Origin of the sequence: Nitrospira sp. (genome assembly GCA_024760525.1) — a bacterium.
GTDB lineage: Bacteria > Nitrospirota > Nitrospiria > Nitrospirales > Nitrospiraceae > Nitrospira_D.
On sequence record CP060499.1, the window covers coordinates 777,182 to 795,080 of the forward strand.

Genomic DNA, 17,899 nt, shown 5'->3' on the forward strand with positions numbered 1-17,899 from the left:
GAGCCGGAAGGCACTATGTTACGATTCCGTACCGTATGCAGGGTGGTCCTACAGGATTGGGTCCGCACACATCGTTTCAGGAGTTGTTAGAACGCATCGCGCGACCAATCGAGTTCGCGAGCCGGGATGATTGCGCCCATTTGAAGACGGTTTCAAATCTGGGCGTTTTCATCTTCACGCAAGTCTTTTCAGCCCTTCGGCAAGAAACCTACCCCAAAGCCATTGAAGCTCGCCTGATTTCGTTGCGAGACCTGTTCGTCGATTTTCTGCCGGCGTTACCTCTCGACGAACAACGTCGACGATTGCGGACGGCTATGCTGCTCATCAAGGCACTCCGAGTGGCCGGTCGGCCGCAGCCCGTCCATTCCAATGATTCGTCGGCACAATCTTTCCGCGGTTCTGAACTGGCAGGTGTGAGGCGTCCTGATCTCTGGAACCTGGCGGTTCGGTTCGTCAAAGGTGTTGGACCCAAGCGCACCCATCTTCTCCAACGGTTACGTATTCAGACGGTAGAGGATGCGCTATGGACCATCCCTTGGCGCTATGAGGATCGTTCAGTAATGACCCCGATCGGGAACCTCGTCCCTGGAATGGTAGCGTCGATTTGCGGGACGGTCGAAAAATGCGACGCGAAACGAACCAGAAATAGACGGTTGAGCGTGCTTGACGTCGGTGTCGAGGATCAGTCCGGGCGAATGCAGGTGGTCTTTTTCAATCAACCGTATCTGGAAGATATTCTGACGGTTGGGACTCGTGTGATGATGAGCGGGCGGGTGATTGCCGGTCGTCAGGGATGGATGGTGCCCCGACTGGATGTGGCCCAATACGAGATCATTGGAGAAGATGCCGAATCGACATTGCATGTCGGACGAATCGTCCCCATTTATCATGAAACCAAAGGATGGACCTCTCGTCAAATGCGGGTGTTGGTGAGGAGCCTGTTGGCAGACCATGGGCTTGAGCTCCGTGACCATTTACCGGTGCCTCTTCGGGCGCGTCAACGGTTGATTCCGATTCATGAAGCGCTGCAGAACGTCCATTTCCCAATGACCGGCACAGACCCTCAGTTGCTTGAACGAGGGAAGACGTCAGCACATCGGCGATTGGCGTTCGAGGAACTCCTGCTTCTCCAGATGGCGTTAGCGACGAGACGTCGATTGATGCATGATGAGCCAAAGGAACTGCGATTCAACCCGCGGACCCCGCTTGTAGAGAAGCTAGGGCGCCTGTTGCCCTTTCGCCTCACGACGGCGCAGGATCGTGTCATTCGTGAAATATTTCGAGACATGATCTCGATGCAGCCGATGAATCGTTTGGTGCAAGGAGATGTGGGGTCTGGGAAGACAGCGGTCGCCTTACACGCCATCGTGATGGCTTGCGGATCAGGCTATCAAGCGGCCCTCATGGCACCGACGGAAATTCTTGCCGAGCAGCACTATCGAAACCTTTCCGGAACACTTCAGGCCTTGGGCCTTCAAACGATCCTCGTGCGCGGGGGAGAGAAGGCTTCGGTGAAGCGGGTACAAGCTGAACAGCTGGCCACAGGTAAAATTCAGGTGGCCATCGGTACCCATGCTCTCATTCAACAGGGCGTGAAATTCAACAGCTTGGGTTTGGCGGTGGTCGATGAGCAGCACAAGTTCGGTGTGCTGCAACGGAAGACTCTGATCGATAAGGGCTATCACCCTGATGTCCTCGTGCTGACGGCCACTCCTATTCCGAGGACGTTGGCCATGACGGTGTATGGCGATCTTGATGTATCGGTGATTGATGTGCTGCCGCCGGGACGAAAGCCCGTGCGCACGTTTCTATTCGGTGAGAGCCACCGGCGGCGAGCCTATCAGATCTTGCGAGATGAACTCCGCAACAAAAGACAGGCATATGTGGTCTATCCGCTTGTGGAGGAATCGGAAAAGACCGACCTCCAGGCAGCGATTCAGGGCGTCGAACAGTTGCGGAACGGAGAATTTTCTGAATTCAGCGTTGGCCTGCTGCATGGACGTATGAAGGCAGCTGAGAAGGAAAAAGTGATGGCGGACTTCAAGGCCGGCAACATCCAGTTGTTGGTGGCGACAACCGTGATCGAGGTCGGCGTTGATGTACCCAATGCGACCATGATGATGATCGAACATGCCGAGCGATTTGGTCTTGCGCAGTTGCATCAATTACGTGGCAGGGTGGGACGGGGCAGCCATCAATCCTATTGCCTGTTGATGGCGGCGAATCTGGGGCCTAGAAAGACCCAGTTGGGACGACATTCAGGTGACAATCACGAGTCAGTGTCCACGGCAAGGGAGCGTTTGGAAGCGCTCGTCCGGTCCAACGATGGCTTTGTGATTGCCGAGGACGATCTGCGGATCAGAGGGCCGGGGGAGTTCTTTGGATTGCGCCAATGGGGGATGCCGGAATTTCGTGTAGCCAATCTGGTCCGAGACGGTGATTTGTTGCAGCAGGCCAGGCAAGAGGCGTTTTCATTACTGAAAGCGGATCCAGGCCTGAAAGAGCAGGCGCACGAAGAATTGCGTGAGGCGATGTTACGAAAATGGGAGAAGAAGCTCGAACTGGGTTCGATCAGCTAAGGCATCTATGGGACTTCTACAGCGATTGAAAGACGACTTACGCTCGGGAATCGCTACTCTTCGACTGGGAACCGTCCACGCAGCAGGTCGTGCCTTGGAAGAGACGGAACTGCTCCGGATGAGGCTGGAACTCCGCAAGCTTGACCAGCAGCTCTCAGATCTCTTCAAAGACATCGGTGAGCGGGCCGTCGACATGAAGGAACGTGGCGAAACGGCGGAACGTGTTGTCTATGATGCCGAGATCGTACGCCTTGTGAAGGAGGTGCAGGAGCTCAAGGAGTCGAGAATGAAGCTGGAAGCTGAGATGGATGAGATTCGGAACGAGCAATGACGGCGTCGTCTCGTCGCACATTCCGCTTGGCTGGTATCGACATTGGTACATTGACCTGCCGACTTCTTATCGCTGACTCGTCTCACGGCGCTCCTCTCAAAGAACTTCGATCAGACCGGCGCATCCTTCGCCTTGGGGAAGGCGTCGATCAAACCAAACGACTCAGCTCTGCCGCTATGGATCGGGTCATCGACTGTCTCTGTGAGTGGCGGAATGTCATTGATGGCTATCATGTCGAAGGATCTTCGGTCGTGGCGACGAGCGCCGTCCGAGACGCCTCGAATCGAGACGAGTTCCTTCAGCGAGTCACACGAGAGGCAGGGTTCGAGGTAGAAATCATTGCGGGGGACGAAGAGGCCCGGCGGACGTTGCTCGGCATTCGATCCGGTTTGCCGACCGGAGTAACGGACATTCTCGCGTTGGACATCGGTGGCGGCAGCACGGAATTTATCCTGGATCGACCCGGACAGCCCTCAACCGTCCGCTCCATCGATATCGGGGTAGTCAGATTATGCGAGCGGATGCTGCATCACGATCCGCCGACGGCAGAAGAAATACAACGCGCTGGTCATTGGATACAAAGGGAAACCGAGGTTGCGGTTGCCGAGATGTCGCGACCTGCGGGGCTCACGTTTGTCGGGACGGCTGGAACCATTACGTCGCTCGCCGCGATGGCGCAGCAGTTACCATTCTATGAGTCGGCGAGAATCCACAACTATGTGCTAAAGCTCGAAACCATTCGAGAACTGGAGCACACCCTTCTCAGTAGAACAAAGGCGGAGCGAGTTGGCTTGCCTGGACTGGAGAAGAACCGCGAAGAAGTCATTGCCGCTGGGGCAATCATTATCCGAACGATCATGGAGACGCTGGGGCAACAAGCGTGTCTAGTGAGCGATTTGGGGTTGAGAGAAGGGGTGTTGATCGATCTGGCGAGACGATTGACAGTTCGATGATCCAACATACGCTTGTACAGCGCGATGGTTGTCCCGTGGGCAGGAGTCCTGAACACTTCACGCAGCGCTTGGATAGGAAACACGTGTGATGCAAAGACATTCGAGTCAACCGGATGATGAACGGATTGCTGCCAATTTGCGCCGCGCCATTGAGTTGACCGAACTCGGACTACGCCTGCGTAGTTCAGTACTGCAACAAAATGAGCCGCAGAGCGATGCCATGGTACTAGTGATGGGCGAGATTCGGCGCGCAAAAGAGCAGGCATGGCACCAGAATCATTCTTAGCTCAGACCCTCTCCGCTCTCATCACGGACTTCAATCGACGCGGTATTCAGTATGCGCTGGCCGGGGGGTGGGCCTACAGCGCGCTGGTCGAACCACGGGCCACGACCGATATCGATGTCCTTCTGTTGCTGGAACAATCTTGAAAAAGTCGGACTTCGTCAGGATGAACTTCATGTCGATTTGACTTACGTCGAAGAATGGAAATCAAAGCCGGGCGTTGCCAAATAACCGATCCTATTTCTGCGAATACCAGCGATAACCTTTGCTTTCGGTGAATTGGGCTTTCGGCGCGCCGCCGGGTTTTTCAAGCAACAGCACCTTGAAGTCCTGGAGGCCGAACCAGGCCGGATCGGCGAGGTCGTGGTAGTGGAGGCCTTGCAGCTTGGGGAGCATATCACCTAACGCCCGCTGTAATTCCTCTTCGGTATAGGCGCGCACGTCGAAGGGCCGGTTTACGGCTTGACAGAATCTCTGGATGGTATAGGTGGCGCCGGTGCATAGAACTTTTGTATCCGGCTTCAGTCCCAGAAACTGGGGAAGTGCAAGGTATCGTTCTTGGAAGCCCAGCGAGCGCACTGCTTGCCGGAGGTGACTGTATTGGACTTCGTATTCGGTGTGCCCAGGCAGTTTCACTGGAGCCGGCCATCCTTCGTCAATGCCGAACTCCGTGAGAAACGCCCGGCCACCGGGTTTGAGTACCCGCCACAGTTCTGCGACGAAGCGAATCGGCCCGAGGTTAAAGATCACGGATTCAGGCAGGCTTGCCTCGATCGAGATACGAAGGCGTCTGATCCAATCCAGTGCTTCTTGATGTTGCGCCGTCTCCCCGACTCCGCACGCCAATTCGTGTCTGCTCAATTGCACCGGCGTCATGTCCGCCATGTTCTCATTGTCGATGACGAGATCAATGGAATGATCGGCGAACGGGAGACATTCTGCGTTGGCACGTGTGCCGGTGACATTCCATCCGCCTGCTTGAGCCCTAGTGACTTGGAGGTTGAGGAACGGTCGCGTGATGTCGAGCGAGAGATATTTAATCCCCAATTTTTCGAAGGGGAGCAGATCCTTGCCCAGCTCCTGTGCGACGTAACCAAGGCCACCACCGATTTCCAGCAGGACTTTCGGCTTGGGATTGAACCACCCCAGTCGTCGTAGTTGGCGCATAAGGAGTCGGCCGTAGGTCAGGCCAGACAGTGCTTCGCTCGGTGCACGGAACAGGTGGGAGACGGTGGTCTCGATCAGGTCAAAATGACGATCGTCGCCTTCACTGTGGGCGAGCTCATGGCGGTGGAATTCTTCCAGGTGCTCTTCCCCCTCGAACCCTTCTTGACCTGACCAGCCTTCGCGGACTTGCTGTAGCAGGATATCCCACTTTGCCTTGTGTGTGTGGCCCCCCGGTGGCTCGGCCCCGTAATAGCAAAGCGAGTAGTTTGGCGTGGCCCATCGTTCGAGGTGCCACTGCCCCGGTTGACCATCGGGTCCGCACACGCGGGTGCCATAGGTTTCGAGCAAGTTGCCCACGGTGTTGTGGCCGTTCATAGAGCGAAGCATGTCCGTCCCGGCGCGGTTCAATCGCACCAACGGCAATTGGTCGTCGAGCGGGGCTACCCAGAACTCATCGTCGGCCTGTTGATACACAACGAGGTCGGGAATCCTCCAGGCAAGGAGACTTAGGGTCTCGCCGGTCAGGTGTTGGGGAGAGTGGACGGTGGCAGCGGGTTTCATGGCGAACGGTTTTCTGTATCTGGCGTTGGCAGACTACAGGAGCGATCGACAATCCTGCAAGATGGTGATCGACATGCGGCTAAAGCTGAGAGGGGGCTGAAGGATTATCGGTCACTGTCAACTGCCCCCGCATGATGGGATGGATCCGGCACTGATAGGCATATCGACCGGCCGGCAAGCTCGGCACAGTAAAGTACGATCCAGGTGGGACTGCGCCTGAATCGAACAGACACTGGCGCCCATCCTCCATGCAGTCGTTATGTGTCACAGTATGATGGGTCGGTGTCGGATTATCCCAGCGAATTGGTGTACCGCTGACCACGGTTGCGTTGATAGGAACATAATAGGGCGATCCGTCCTCCATCATGATCTGCACGGGAAAGGATGTGTCCAGAGCAAGCCCACTTGACCCGACTCCGAGCGATAGAGCAAACGTCACGAGGAAGAACCGATTCATGATGTCACTACTTCATATAACGCGGTCAACGCATAACAATTCGCGAGCAGGGTGAAGGAATCAGACGTGTTTCCCCTATGGGTTCATCTTAGCATGGGATCGAACGGAGCCCTCGAAAGCGATGAACCGCCGCTCAAACTCCTCCCGTCGATTGCCAAGATAGCTGTCTGATTGGATTCTACTCAAGGGGGCAATGGACGATCGAGAGAAATAAAAATCGGGTGGTTGCAAGAGGCTGTTCGTTCATGCTAGATGGAGGCCGTTGCGCCGCCCTGAAACGAAGAGGAGGAATCGGAATGGCGAACAAGAAGAAAAAAGCCGTCACGAAAACGGCGTCACAGAAGAAGAAAGCCGCACCGTCAGCGAAGAAAAAGTCGGCAAAGCCAACGGTGAAGAAACGTGCGGCGGCGAAGCCCTCCAAGCCGGTCTCGAAGAAGAAGACCATCAAGAAGGCTGCTGGAAAATCCGCCAAGAAGGCCGCGCCCAAGGTCGGCCGAGCAAGCGCACCCGTTAAGAAAGCCACGGCACAAGAAGAAGATGCCGCTCCGCGTAAGCCGCTGACTGCCAAGCAAGCTGTGCCTATGGAACCGGAGGACACCGATCTCGATGATGAGGAAATGGTTCAGGATGAGCTGGAAATGGAAGGCGAGATCGAGGAAGACGACGTTCAAGAAGAATTAGATCTCGACGCCGATGATGGAGGGGACGAGCTTATCGATAAGTCCGAGGACTTGTTGGACGACGATTATCGAAACAACTGATAACCAGGCGTTCTTCGATTTACCCTAGCGAGATCCAGAGTCCGTGCTATTCGATGCATGCAACCCATCGCAAGAGCGAGGGTGGTGATGTCTGATTCACTTGTTGCTTCCACTGAGAGCTGCTGGAATTGATCAATTCCAGCAGCTGCATCTCATCATTCTCCCGTGAAGTACCGACAGGTGCCCAGTCTCGCTTCTTCCCGTTTCGTCCGTAGACTCCCATGCTAAAGCGCATAGCGCGTTGCTGGTATGTAGCCTTGATGGTTGTCTGTGTCATCGGAACTTATCTCCCTGAAGCCGGTGCAGCGTGCGTCGTCGAGACGCTCTCTAGTGAGACCGAGACGGGGATAGTTGTTCATCTTTCGCCCACGTGTTCGCCGGCTGAACGTGAAGCCCATGCTGTGCCGAGTGCAACGGTCATGGATGCGATAGCCAAAGGGCGTCCTGTCGATCTCACTGGTGTGATCGTCCGTGGAGATCTCATCTTCGATACCCTCGCGGTAGATACGCCATCCAACCTCCAGAGAGCTGTTCCTGAGACACGGACCCAAGGGGGGCATGCTGATGACGACGAACAGCGATTGGTCCGTGCAGTGCTGAGGATAAGGGACTCGGTGGTCTTGGGGGCGTTACGCCATCATTCCGCCAAAGGCACACTCCGGTTTGAAGGGCCTGTTGACTTTCAGGGGTCTCGTTTCAAACAGGGTGTGGATCTCTCGCGGTCAGTATTCCGGGGACCGGTTGAGCTTTCCGGGGCCATATTCGAGAAAGAGGCCTTTTTCGTTCATGGGCAGTTTGCTCGGGAAGTGGGTTGTAGGGAAACGAGGTTTGGACCCAGCACCAGATTTCATCAGTCCACGTTTGGGGCTTCAGTGGACTGTACCGGCGCTCTTTTTGACGGAATGGCGGAATTTCTGGAGGTGAGTTTCGAGCAACCGGCGGTATTCGAGCGGTCGAGATTCGGTTCGGGGACCGGATTCTCCGGAAGTCGTTTCAAGAGTCGGATCAACTTCGGCGACGCGATCTTCAGCCGTGAAACCTACTTTGGGTTTGCAGTTTTTGAGAGCGAGGTGGTGTTCGCCGGTGCCCAGTTCCTGGGACCGACTGACTTTTCAAGTGCTGAGTTCAGACAACGAGACGATCTTGTGAAGGCACGGTTCGACCAACCACCTCTCTTGGCCCAAACAAAACGACTTGAACAGGACCAGTCAAGTGGCCTCGCTCAGACCAGGACAGGGCAGTATGCCCTTACCGTAACCTTCCTCGTGGTGGCAGCGTTGCTGGTAGCCTACGCGATAAGGCTCAAGTAAAATCGGTGACGATCCCCAATATATAGAATCCGACTTGCCCGATTCCCTATAAGTTGGTATAAACACACCGTGGATTCTCCAGCTGAAGGTTCTGAGCAAACAGAGCTTCCCTACCAGGTCCGCGTCGAAAAATTCGAGGGACCACTCGACCTGCTGCTCCATCTTATTAAAAAGAATGAGATCAATATCTACGACATCCCGGTCGCGATGATTGCTCAACAATACCTCGAATATCTGGAAGCCATGGAAGAATTAAATCTCAACGTGGCGGGGGATTTTTTGGTCATGGCGGCGACATTGTTGCAGATCAAATCCAAAATGCTGCTGCCGGTGGATGAGACGGCTGAAGACGAGGAAGATGGGCCGGATCCACGAGAAGAGCTCGTTCGCAGATTGCTCGAGTATAAGACCTACAAAGAGGCGGCGCGTCAGCTCGACGATCAGGAAAAAACGTGGCGCGAGATCTTTTGGCGTGAGGACACTCCAGCATTCGATCAGGTTGAAATTGACGAAGATCTTTCGTTGGAGAATGTGTCTCTGTTTGATTTGGTTGATGCCCTCAAGGAGGTTCTTGAGCGGAATCCTAGCAGCCGCCTTCTTGAAATCATGCCCGACAACCTCACGGTTCGTGAACGAATGAACCTCATTCTGGAAATGCTCGAAGGCAAAGATTCGGTTTCGTTCGCTGCGCTGTTTGAAGGGCCAAGTCATCGGTTGACGGTTGTCGTCACATTCCTGGCATTGCTTGAATTGATGCGGCTTCGAGTTGCACGCGTGTTTCAAGCAGAAACATTCGGACCGATTCTCGTGTCACGGATGTTCTCGCTGGTGCCTGATCCGGCAGAGCTCGATGAGGTCGATGTAGAATGGAGGGGAGCATGACTCCACTGACGGCGGATTTGGTTGAGGATATGCCGGAAGCCGGCGCGATAGATGTGGTCGAGACAAACGGTGCTCCTGAGGATCAGCGTTTCGAGGACGATGGCGCGCGGGGCATGGGTGAGCTTCAGGCCATCTTGGAGTCGCTGCTTTTCGTCTCTTCGGAACCGCTGTCCTTGGCGCGTCTCACGGCGGTGCTCGGAAATGTGGCAACGGTTGAAGTGGAATCAGCGTTGCTCAATCTCGGTCAAACGTTTGAACAAGAAGGGCGTGGCGTGCGGCTGGCCAAAATCGCGGGAGGGTACCGCCTCGTCACAAGACAGGAGCATGCCCCCTGGATCAAGCGGCTGGACAAGGCCAAGACGGCGGCGAAACTGTCGAGGTCTGCCTTGGAATCACTGGCGATCATTGCCTACAAACAACCATTGGTTCGGTCAGAAATCGAAGAAATCCGAGGAGTGGAAACCTCCGGTGTGTTGCGGACCCTGCTGGAGCGAAAGTTGGTGCGAATCGTTGGGCGTAAAGAGGTTCCGGGGCGTCCGATCATGTATGGGACGACAAGATTCTTTCTAGAGCATTTTGGTTTGAGCGATCTTTCACAACTCCCGCCCCTTCGCGAGTTCAAAGAACTTGGTGATGCGGAGCAGTCACTTCTTCCAATGGATGGCGGCGACATTTCATCTGGTGACGAGTCGATTGAGACGGCTGAGCTGGATGCGGAACAGTCGGTGAGTGCGGAACCCCAGGCGTCTGCGATACTGGACGAGATATTCGATCCGCTTCAAGCAACCCAGTAGTCAACGGGCGACACAAGAAACTCGAACGAGCTCGATTGCGCGGCCATTGGCCGCGCTAGGCTGAAGGCCGGATCGTTGACTTCTGTCTGCCCTGGGAGAGCTAGGGCATCGGCTTTTTTGAGGGTGGGCCGTTCTTGAGTCGCTGGAGCTCTGCGTTCTGTTCGTCCACCTTTTTCTGGAGCGCTTTCAACTCTTCCTTAAAGGCTTGCAGATCGGCGTCGTGTTTCCCAATCGGTGCGGCTTGAACAGGACTCGATTGGGGCGATGTTGTGACTGGTGCTACTGCCGCTGGGCCCTGCTGGACAGCAGGGGCAGGTTGGGGAGCTGCGAGGACCCTCGCCAATAGTTGATAATCAATCGCGAGCGACCGATCTTCAGATTGTCCGATCCAACTGGACCGATCGTATACGTCCGGACGCACGGCAGCTTCCGGCAGGAAGGTGACTTCCCGGTCGCGCAGGCCATCCGTATCTGGAAGCGGACGTGGTTCTTTCTGAGTATTGGTGGGTTTCTTCCCGTGGCGATATCGGTACTGGGTCAGCGTGAAATGCAGCGACAGGCCGTCCGCGAAAAGATAGCCTGACGTGGTTTCTCTATTCTGATTGACCTTTGGAGACTGTGAAATTTCCGGTGCGGAATAGACGTGGAATCCCACCCGCTGATTGGGAGTCGCTTGAGCGAGCGCGGTGACTATGTGCGGAGTAAGGAATGCAATATCATCCTCAGAGAAAGTGCGAATATCGTTCAAGTTCGTCGACTTCAGCGCCTTGCCGAGCAACAACAAGAGACCGGTCTTTTCTTTCGTGTGGACCCCACGCAAAATGTCTGCGACCGTTGTCTCCGACAGCTTGATGGGGTGTGCGGCCTGGAAGGAGTTGGCCGAGACATTCTCAAGGAATACGGTACCAAGAGCAGCTTCATGAATAGGCGTGGGCGGGTGAGGACCTGCGCAGCCGACGACTACGAAGCTCAGGCACCCAAGCATTAGAAGGCTCAGAGTCTGTCTGATAGAGAAACGATGGGAACCCATAACCTTGTGTTGTGAATTTGAACTCACGTCGCCTGTAGTGTAGCAGGAACATCGGGCAAAACAAAAGACTGTACGGGTGCGATACGTGGAACGGTTGACCGTAGGCGGCACGGTGCGCGAGGAACTCGACGGGAGCCGATGTAGCCGAAGGCGTGATGGGATCGGCGATTGTCCGCGTTCCTAATTGCGCTGTGCACTTCGCGGAGTAGGAAGGTCGGGGAGGCCACATCTCGTTGCGATTCCGACCCAGATTCCTTATTCACAAACCCTACCAAGACCCTTCAGTAGATTCTCCAGTGTCTCTCAGGGAGCTGCCGTCGTTCATTCAGGATTTCCCCGATAGGCTATGGAAGCCTATTTTGACATGTTGGGGACAGAACATGGGCGCAGAGATTGGATGTCGTAACTGAGGGAGCTAGGGACGAACACAGACGTATCCCCACTTCTCGACTTCGCTCACGCCTCGTCGATGAAAGTCGTCAGTCTCTCAATCGGCAGGAGAAATGATTTTGCGTATCCCAAGTCTGAAATGGTTGGGATGCCTAGGGATTCGAAGCTCTTCAGAAATCGAGAACGCTTCGTTCTCAGGGAAGGCGATTCACAAGTGTGTAATAAAGACGCTGCCAGCGGTTTAAGTCTAATAACAATAATCTAGTTGCAAGTAATTAACGCAAAATAATTATTTTGCTATAACAAAGAAGTCTTGACGCATCGACGTAGGTTGTATACAATCGCCTCGCGTTGCGGAGGAAGCGAGTTGTAATGGTAATTAAGCGCGAGCGCAACAGCACATCACTCACGACCCCTTCCAGACAACGAATCACGCCAAACGAAAATAGCCATCCTCGGTTTTCCCTGCTTAGTGGAATAGTTCCCAGTGGTGTCTTGACGCTCTTGCGAAAGGAGGGTGACGTGCGGCTGGTCGTTCTGGAATAGTTTCAGTAGGTGGAAAGCATCAACCGGAAGTTTGCAACTCACAGCATACGAAAAGGAGTGATGCAACATGGAAATGAAAGCGCCACAGGGTTCTGAAAACGCGAAGGAGACGGAAGTCCCTACCGAAGTAGCCGGATCATCAAGAAGAGAATTTCTTGGACAGAGTGGGCGTGTCGCAGCAGGCGTCGGCGTGGCGGCTTTGCTGGGGAACCTGGGTAACTATGTGTTGTCCTATGCGGCCGGTGGACCACCCATTAAGATCGGTGTGTTGCACTCCTTGAGCGGTACGATGGCCATTAGCGAAGTGTCGTTGCGCGACGTCGTGCTCATGGCGGTCGAGGAAATTAATAAGGCAGGCGGAGTCATGGGGCGGCAGGTTGAGGCCAAGGTTGTCGATCCCGCTTCGAATTGGGACCTCTTTGCCGAAAAAGCCAAGCAGCTGCTCTTAGAAGATAAGGTGTCTGTGGTATTCGGCTGCTGGACGTCGGTCAGCCGAAAATCAGTGCTTCCGGTCTTTGAGAAGAACAATGGGCTCCTCTTCTATCCTGTACAATACGAAGGGGAAGAGTGCTCTCGCAACGTATTCTACACTGGGGCGGCAGTCAACCAACAGGCGGCGCCGGCGGTAGAATACTTGATGAGCCCTGAGGGAGGATCATACAAGAAGTTCTATCTCCTAGGTACCGACTACGTCTATCCACGTACGACGAACAAGATTCTGCGCGCCATGTTGTTGGCGAAGGGAGTACCTGCGGCCAACATCGCGGAAGAATACACGCCGTTCCATCACCAGGACTATCAGACCATCTGCGGTAAGATCAAGAAGTTCGCAGCAGGCGGTGGTGCTGCTGTCATCAGCACGATCAACGGCGACAGCAACGTCCCGTTCTACAAAGAATTCGGCAACCAGGGGCTTCGTGCAGAAGATGCGCCGATTATGGCCTTCAGCGTCGCCGAGGACGAGCTGCGCGGTATGGATACCAGCGCGTTGGTCGGACATTTGGCGGCGTGGAATTATTATCAGAGTGTGGATACGCCGCAGAACAAGAAGTTTGTGGCGAATTTCAAGGCCTATTGCAAGAGGAATAATCTGCCGGACGGAGAAAATCGAGTCACTGACGACCCGATTGAGGCCGCATATTTTGGCGTCTACGTATGGAAACAGGCCGTCGAGAAAGCTGGTGCCATCGAGGTCGACAAGGTCCGCGCGGCTGTGTACAACCAGAAGTTCCTGGCACCGGGCGGCGAAATCATGATGGATTGCTGCAATCAGCACACGCACAAGCCGGTGCTGATCGGAGAGATCCTGAAAGATGGCCAATTGAAGGTCATTCACCGGTCCAAGGGGTTGGTGAAGCCTGAGCCTTGGAGTGAATACACGAATCCTGAGAAGGGCTGTGACTGGATTAACCATCAAGGTACCTATCAGAAGAAATAAGCTCAGGATGCATAGCTGTCTATTTACTTCCTGAACTGTTCTGACGAAGAACACTGTCTGCAGGTAACGGACGGGAATCTCTCGAGAGGAAATTCCCGTCCTCCTGCGGGTATCGCTTGGCAAGGTTAGAATGTCATTGGTCGTGGAGGTTATTGGTAATGAGCCTAGGCCGCATCCGGAAGAGAATACTCGTACTCATTCTGTGTACCTTTCTCCCCTTAGGGTTTGACCTATCGTCGGCATTGGCAGTCGAGGACGGGGTCCCGGCAACTTCGGCGGTTCCTCCGCCGGCTAATCCGATCGAGAAAGCGCTCATCGACATAAAGAGTGAAGACGCGACTGTGCGTAGCAATGCGGTGGCGCTTCTGATCGAAAAGGGAGACGCGAGCCTTATTCCCAAATTAGATGCGATTCGTGCGGAGGCTGATCGGGCTACTAGGCAGGCCATCAAGCCGGTTATTGATCTGCTCAAGAACCGTGCGAACCTGACGAGTGAACAATCGGATACAAGACGGTCGGCCGCTGCCGATTTGGTTGGCACGGGTAGGCCGGAGGCTGTGACATGGCTTGAACAGGCAGCTGCAAAGGAGCAAGTGTGGTGGGTCAAATATACGATGGAGGAGTCTGCGCAGTTGATTCAGCTCCACTCTCAAGATGATGCCGTGCGTCTGACGGCTATTAAGAAACTGGGAGAGCTGAGAAGCCAGAACGGCCTGTCGGCGCTACAGGAATTAGTCCAGGCTGGTGCGCAGGGTGAGGCGAACGAGCAGCAGAAAAGCTTGGCAGCAGCGGCCGAGGCAGCGATCAGTCAGATTGATTCTTGGAGTTGGTGGGCAAGCTCCATTGAAACGCTGTTTCGAGGAATCAGTCTCAGTTCCATTCTGCTGATCATGTCTCTTGGGTTGGCTGTCGTTTTCGGCTTGATGGGTGTCATCAATATGGCGCATGGCGAACTGATGATGATCGGTGCATACGCCACATTCGTGACGCAACAAGCCTTTATTACATGGTTCTCTCCTGAATCGTTCGACTGGTACTTCCCTGTGGCGTTGCCCGTTGCCTTTCTTGCGGCCGCTGCATTCGGATGGCTGCTCGAGGCCACTGTGATTCGCTTTCTCTATGGGCGCCTACTCGAAACCCTCTTGGCGACATGGGGAGTCAGTTTGATCCTGATGCAAGCCGCCCGAGTATACTTCGGGGATCTGACGGCGGTCATTGCACCGGGTGCGCTTCGCGGCGGAGCCCAGGTGATGGTGGGAGTATATCTTCCCTACAATCGGATTTTTATAATCATTCTTTCAATCATCTGCGTCCTGGGGATTTACTTCCTCCTCTTCCGATCAAACTTAGGAATACGGGTGCGTGCCGTCACTCAAAACCGCAATATGAGCTCATGCCTCGGTATCCCGACCAGGAAAGTCGATTCTTATACCTTCGCATTCGCCTCGGGACTGGCGGGCATCGCGGGTTGGGCACTTACCATGGTCGGGAACGTCGATCCGGGTCTGGGCCAAAATTATATCGTCGATGCTTTCATGGTTGTAGTAACGGGAGGGGTGGGAAAACTCGCAGGGACGATCTGGGCTTCTTTGGGAATCGGCGGGCTGAACAAGCTGATCGAGCCGGTCAGCGGCGCTGTCTACGGGAAGGTATTTATTCTGGTCGGTGTGATCTTATTCCTGCAGTGGCGCCCTCAAGGCCTATTTGCAGCCAAAGGACGGAGCGCTGATGCCTGAACAAACGGTCCCACAACAAGACAGCCGCGAGACACTGGCCTTTTATGCGGCAGGGTTCATTTTCTTAGTAGTCCTGCCGTTATTGAATGTGTTGCCGGCCGAAGACTCTTGGTTGCACCTCTCTGACTTTCGATTGAATCAATTCGGCAAGTTCTTGGCCTTTGCCATCCTTGCGCTTGGATTGGATCTGATTTGGGGCTATTGCGGCGTCCTCAGTTTGGGCCAGGGAGTGTTTTTTGGGTTCGGCGCCTATTGCATGGGTATGTATCTGGCACTGGGGATCGGGAAGGAAAGCGTGTATGGAAGCGAACTGCCGGACTTCATGGTTTGGACCCAGGTCAAGGAATTGCCCTTCTTTTGGTATCCATTCAAGAGTTTTATTGGGGGCTTCTTAGGGGCGATGCTTGTTCCGGTGATCTTCGCGACGATCTTCGGGTTTCTCGCATTTCGCAGCAGAATTAAGGGAGTCTATTTTGCCATTATCACGCAGGCGTTGGCCTTTGCAGCCTGGCTGGTTTTCAATCGGAATGAGACAAGGCTTGGCGGAACCAACGGATTGACCGACTTCAAACAATTACTCGGCTTCCGGCTTTCTGATCCGTCGACGCAGCGCGGACTTTATATCCTGACAGTCGTGGCCCTTGCCGCCTCCTACCTGTTTTGCCGCTGGATCGTCGCGTCACGGGCGGGAAAAGTACTGATCGCGATACGAGACAGCGAATCGCGAGTTACGTTTTCTGGGTATACCCCGTGGGTTTACAAGCTCTTCGTATTTGTCGTGGCGGCTGGGCTGGCAGGATTAGCGGGGATGCTGTATGTGCCGCAGGTCGGCATCATTACACCGGCACAAATCGGAGTGTTGCCGTCCCTTGAAGTGGTCATTTGGGTGGCGGTCGGCGGGCGCGGTACGTTGGTTGGCGCCATCTTGGGAGCCGTGGCCGTCAACTATGGCCGCAGCGTGTTGACGAACTATTTCCCGGAAGCATGGCCGTTCATTCTGGGCGGACTTTTTGTGGTCGTGGTCACGTTGTTCCCGGACGGACTTATCGGCATCATTCGAAAATTGACCACTCGAAAGAATTCGCACTCGCCTTTGATCAAGGCTGAAGGGAGTACCGCAGCGTGACGGACGGCGACTTAATTCTCAACTGCGAAAATGTGATTGTCGACTACGATGGGTTCAAGGCCCTGAACAATTGTAACTTCAGCGTTCACTACAATGAACTCCGCGTGGTGATCGGTCCGAACGGCGCCGGCAAGACCACATTGCTCGATGTGATTTGCGGCAAGACCAAGCCGGCGTCCGGCAAGGTCATTTTCGGCAAGGACAATAATTTGGTCGGCAAGAATGCGGAGGACATCACAAAGCTCGGAGTGGGGCGTAAGTTCCAAGCTCCTTCGGTCTATGGCAACCTCTCGGTCTGGCAGAACTTGGATCTTTCAGTGAAACGGGCGAGCAAAGGAGTCTTCCCGACGTTGGTCGGGCGGTCGTCGCCGGCGGAACGAGAGCAGATCAGCGAAGTGTTGCAGACCATAGGATTGACGGAGCACGCCCATGCGCGCGCCGGATCCTTGTCACACGGCCAGAAGCAGTGGCTAGAAATCGGTATGGTGATCTTGCAGGATCCTTCGCTTCTGTTAGTCGACGAACCGGTTGCCGGCATGAGCGATAAGGAGACGGAACAGACCGGTCGATTATTGATGACCCTTTCTGAAAAACACGCGATCGTCGTGATTGAACATGACATGGACTTTGTCCGTCAAATCGCGCGCATTGTCACCGTCTTGGCGGAGGGGACCGTCATTTGTGAAGGAACGGTCGAAAAAGTTCAGGCTGATGATCATGTCCGGGAAATCTACCTCGGTCGCGCGAAGGTCGCGCATTAAGTAAGGAAAAGAAAGACATTTGGCTATGGCACAAGAAGCGAATCGTGTAACGCTGGTACTTGAGAACATCAATGCGTACTATGGCGAGAGCCATATTCTTCGAAACGTTTCCTTTACGATTGAGGCGGGAGAAGTGGTTTGTCTGATGGGTAGAAACGGCATGGGAAAGACGACCACATTGAAGACGTTGACGGGTTTGCTTCCCGCCCGCTCAGGGAAAATTACATTTGATGGTTCGGATATCACGCATGATCGTACAGATATCAGAGCGAGAAAGGGACTAGCGTATGTGCCGCAAGGGCGAGAAATCATTCCCCACCTGACGGTGCATCAAAACCTCCTTCTTGGGTACTGGAACCGGCCATCCATCAGTGGTGATGTCTCCGAGAAAGAAGCCTTCGAAGAGGTCTATCATCTCTTTCCGAAGTTGACACAGATCCTCCACCGGCCCGGTGGTGTGCTCAGTGGAGGCGAGCAACAACAACTCGCGATTGGGCGGGCCATTTTATCGAGCCCCAAGCTCTTGTTGCTAGACGAGCCGACCGAAGGGATTCAGCCGTCGATCGTCGACCAGATCGAGGATGTCATCATAGGGTTCAAGAATTCGCGACGCTTCGCGATTCTGTTGGTCGAACAGGGGCTCCACTTCGCGGCCAGACTTGCGGAGAAGTATGTCGTCATGGCCAAGGGGGCGGTGAAGGCGCAGGGCAAGAGCACAGAGTTGAATGCGGACATGGTGAGACAACACTTGACTGTTTGATGAATCTGCGCAGCGGTTCTCTCTGTTGGTTCCC

16 protein-coding genes are annotated in these 17,899 nt (G+C 54.6%); 13 read left to right on the forward strand and 3 right to left on the reverse strand.

From position 1 onward, the window contains the following. The first annotated feature begins 35 nt into the window (after window positions 1-35). The 4 genes from recG (at window position 36) to H8K04_03785 (ending at window position 4,292) form a co-directional block, all read left to right on the forward strand. Window positions 36-2,579, forward strand: coding sequence for an ATP-dependent DNA helicase RecG (recG, locus tag H8K04_03770; GenBank protein ID UVT16688.1), 2,544 nt, complete (start codon window positions 36-38; stop codon window positions 2,577-2,579). A 7-nt stretch (window positions 2,580-2,586) separates the two neighbouring features. Further along, on the forward strand, window positions 2,587-2,910 hold the full coding sequence (locus H8K04_03775) for a hypothetical protein (GenBank protein UVT16689.1): 324 nt from the start codon (window positions 2,587-2,589) through the stop codon (window positions 2,908-2,910). Beyond that, window positions 2,907-3,863: a Ppx/GppA family phosphatase gene (locus tag H8K04_03780; protein UVT16690.1), complete on the forward strand. Its 957-nt coding sequence runs from the start codon at window positions 2,907-2,909 to the stop codon at window positions 3,861-3,863. The genes H8K04_03775 and H8K04_03780 overlap by 4 nt, the downstream gene beginning before the upstream one ends. Window positions 3,864-4,127: 264 nt before the next feature. After that, on the forward strand, window positions 4,128-4,292 hold the full coding sequence (locus H8K04_03785) for a hypothetical protein (GenBank protein ID UVT16691.1): 165 nt from the start codon (window positions 4,128-4,130) through the stop codon (window positions 4,290-4,292). Window positions 4,293-4,383: 91 nt separating this feature from the next. Here the strand turns inward: H8K04_03785 and H8K04_03790 are convergent, their stop codons facing one another. Beyond that, window positions 4,384-5,874: a class I SAM-dependent methyltransferase gene (locus H8K04_03790; GenBank protein ID UVT16692.1), complete on the reverse strand. Its 1,491-nt coding sequence runs from the start codon at window positions 5,872-5,874 to the stop codon at window positions 4,384-4,386. 79 nt (window positions 5,875-5,953) lie between these two features. Then, window positions 5,954-6,331: a hypothetical protein gene (locus H8K04_03795; protein ID UVT16693.1), complete on the reverse strand. Its 378-nt coding sequence runs from the start codon at window positions 6,329-6,331 to the stop codon at window positions 5,954-5,956. Window positions 6,332-6,627: 296 nt separating this feature from the next. Here H8K04_03795 and H8K04_03800 point away from each other — a divergent pair, with 296 nt between their 5' ends. The 4 genes from H8K04_03800 to scpB all read left to right on the forward strand — a co-directional run bounded on the left by H8K04_03800 (window position 6,628) and on the right by scpB (window position 10,078). Further along, a complete protein-coding gene (locus H8K04_03800) occupies window positions 6,628-7,092 on the forward strand; it encodes a hypothetical protein (GenBank protein ID UVT16694.1) in 465 nt (154 codons plus the stop codon). A 221-nt stretch (window positions 7,093-7,313) separates the two neighbouring features. Further along, complete coding sequence (locus H8K04_03805) at window positions 7,314-8,402, forward strand: pentapeptide repeat-containing protein (GenBank protein UVT16695.1); 1,089 nt, start codon at window positions 7,314-7,316, stop codon at window positions 8,400-8,402. A gap of 69 nt (window positions 8,403-8,471) precedes the next feature. Then, window positions 8,472-9,284, forward strand: coding sequence for a segregation/condensation protein A (locus tag H8K04_03810; protein ID UVT16696.1), 813 nt, complete (start codon window positions 8,472-8,474; stop codon window positions 9,282-9,284). A 113-nt stretch (window positions 9,285-9,397) separates the two neighbouring features. Beyond that, on the forward strand, window positions 9,398-10,078 hold the full coding sequence (gene scpB / locus H8K04_03815) for an SMC-Scp complex subunit ScpB (GenBank protein ID UVT17851.1): 681 nt from the start codon (window positions 9,398-9,400) through the stop codon (window positions 10,076-10,078). Between the two features lie 100 nt (window positions 10,079-10,178). On the opposite strand, the gene H8K04_03820 is transcribed toward scpB, so the two are convergent. Continuing rightward, window positions 10,179-11,063, reverse strand: coding sequence for a hypothetical protein (locus H8K04_03820; GenBank protein UVT16697.1), 885 nt, complete (start codon window positions 11,061-11,063; stop codon window positions 10,179-10,181). 1,054 nt (window positions 11,064-12,117) lie between these two features. Here H8K04_03820 and urtA point away from each other — a divergent pair. The 5 genes from urtA (at window position 12,118) to urtE (ending at window position 17,865) form a co-directional block, all read left to right on the forward strand. Beyond that, on the forward strand, window positions 12,118-13,482 hold the full coding sequence (gene urtA, locus H8K04_03825) for an urea ABC transporter substrate-binding protein (protein ID UVT17852.1): 1,365 nt from the start codon (window positions 12,118-12,120) through the stop codon (window positions 13,480-13,482). A gap of 158 nt (window positions 13,483-13,640) precedes the next feature. Then, on the forward strand, window positions 13,641-15,218 hold the full coding sequence (gene urtB, locus H8K04_03830) for an urea ABC transporter permease subunit UrtB (GenBank protein UVT16698.1): 1,578 nt from the start codon (window positions 13,641-13,643) through the stop codon (window positions 15,216-15,218). Beyond that, window positions 15,211-16,344, forward strand: coding sequence for an urea ABC transporter permease subunit UrtC (gene urtC / locus H8K04_03835; GenBank protein UVT16699.1), 1,134 nt, complete (start codon window positions 15,211-15,213; stop codon window positions 16,342-16,344). Before urtB ends, urtC begins: the two co-directional genes overlap by 8 nt. Further along, complete coding sequence (urtD, locus tag H8K04_03840; protein ID UVT16700.1) at window positions 16,341-17,105, forward strand: urea ABC transporter ATP-binding protein UrtD; 765 nt, start codon at window positions 16,341-16,343, stop codon at window positions 17,103-17,105. The genes urtC and urtD overlap by 4 nt, the downstream gene beginning before the upstream one ends. A 25-nt stretch (window positions 17,106-17,130) precedes the next feature. Beyond that, on the forward strand, window positions 17,131-17,865 hold the full coding sequence (gene urtE / locus H8K04_03845) for an urea ABC transporter ATP-binding subunit UrtE (GenBank protein UVT16701.1): 735 nt from the start codon (window positions 17,131-17,133) through the stop codon (window positions 17,863-17,865). The last annotated feature ends 34 nt before the right edge of the window (window positions 17,866-17,899 follow it).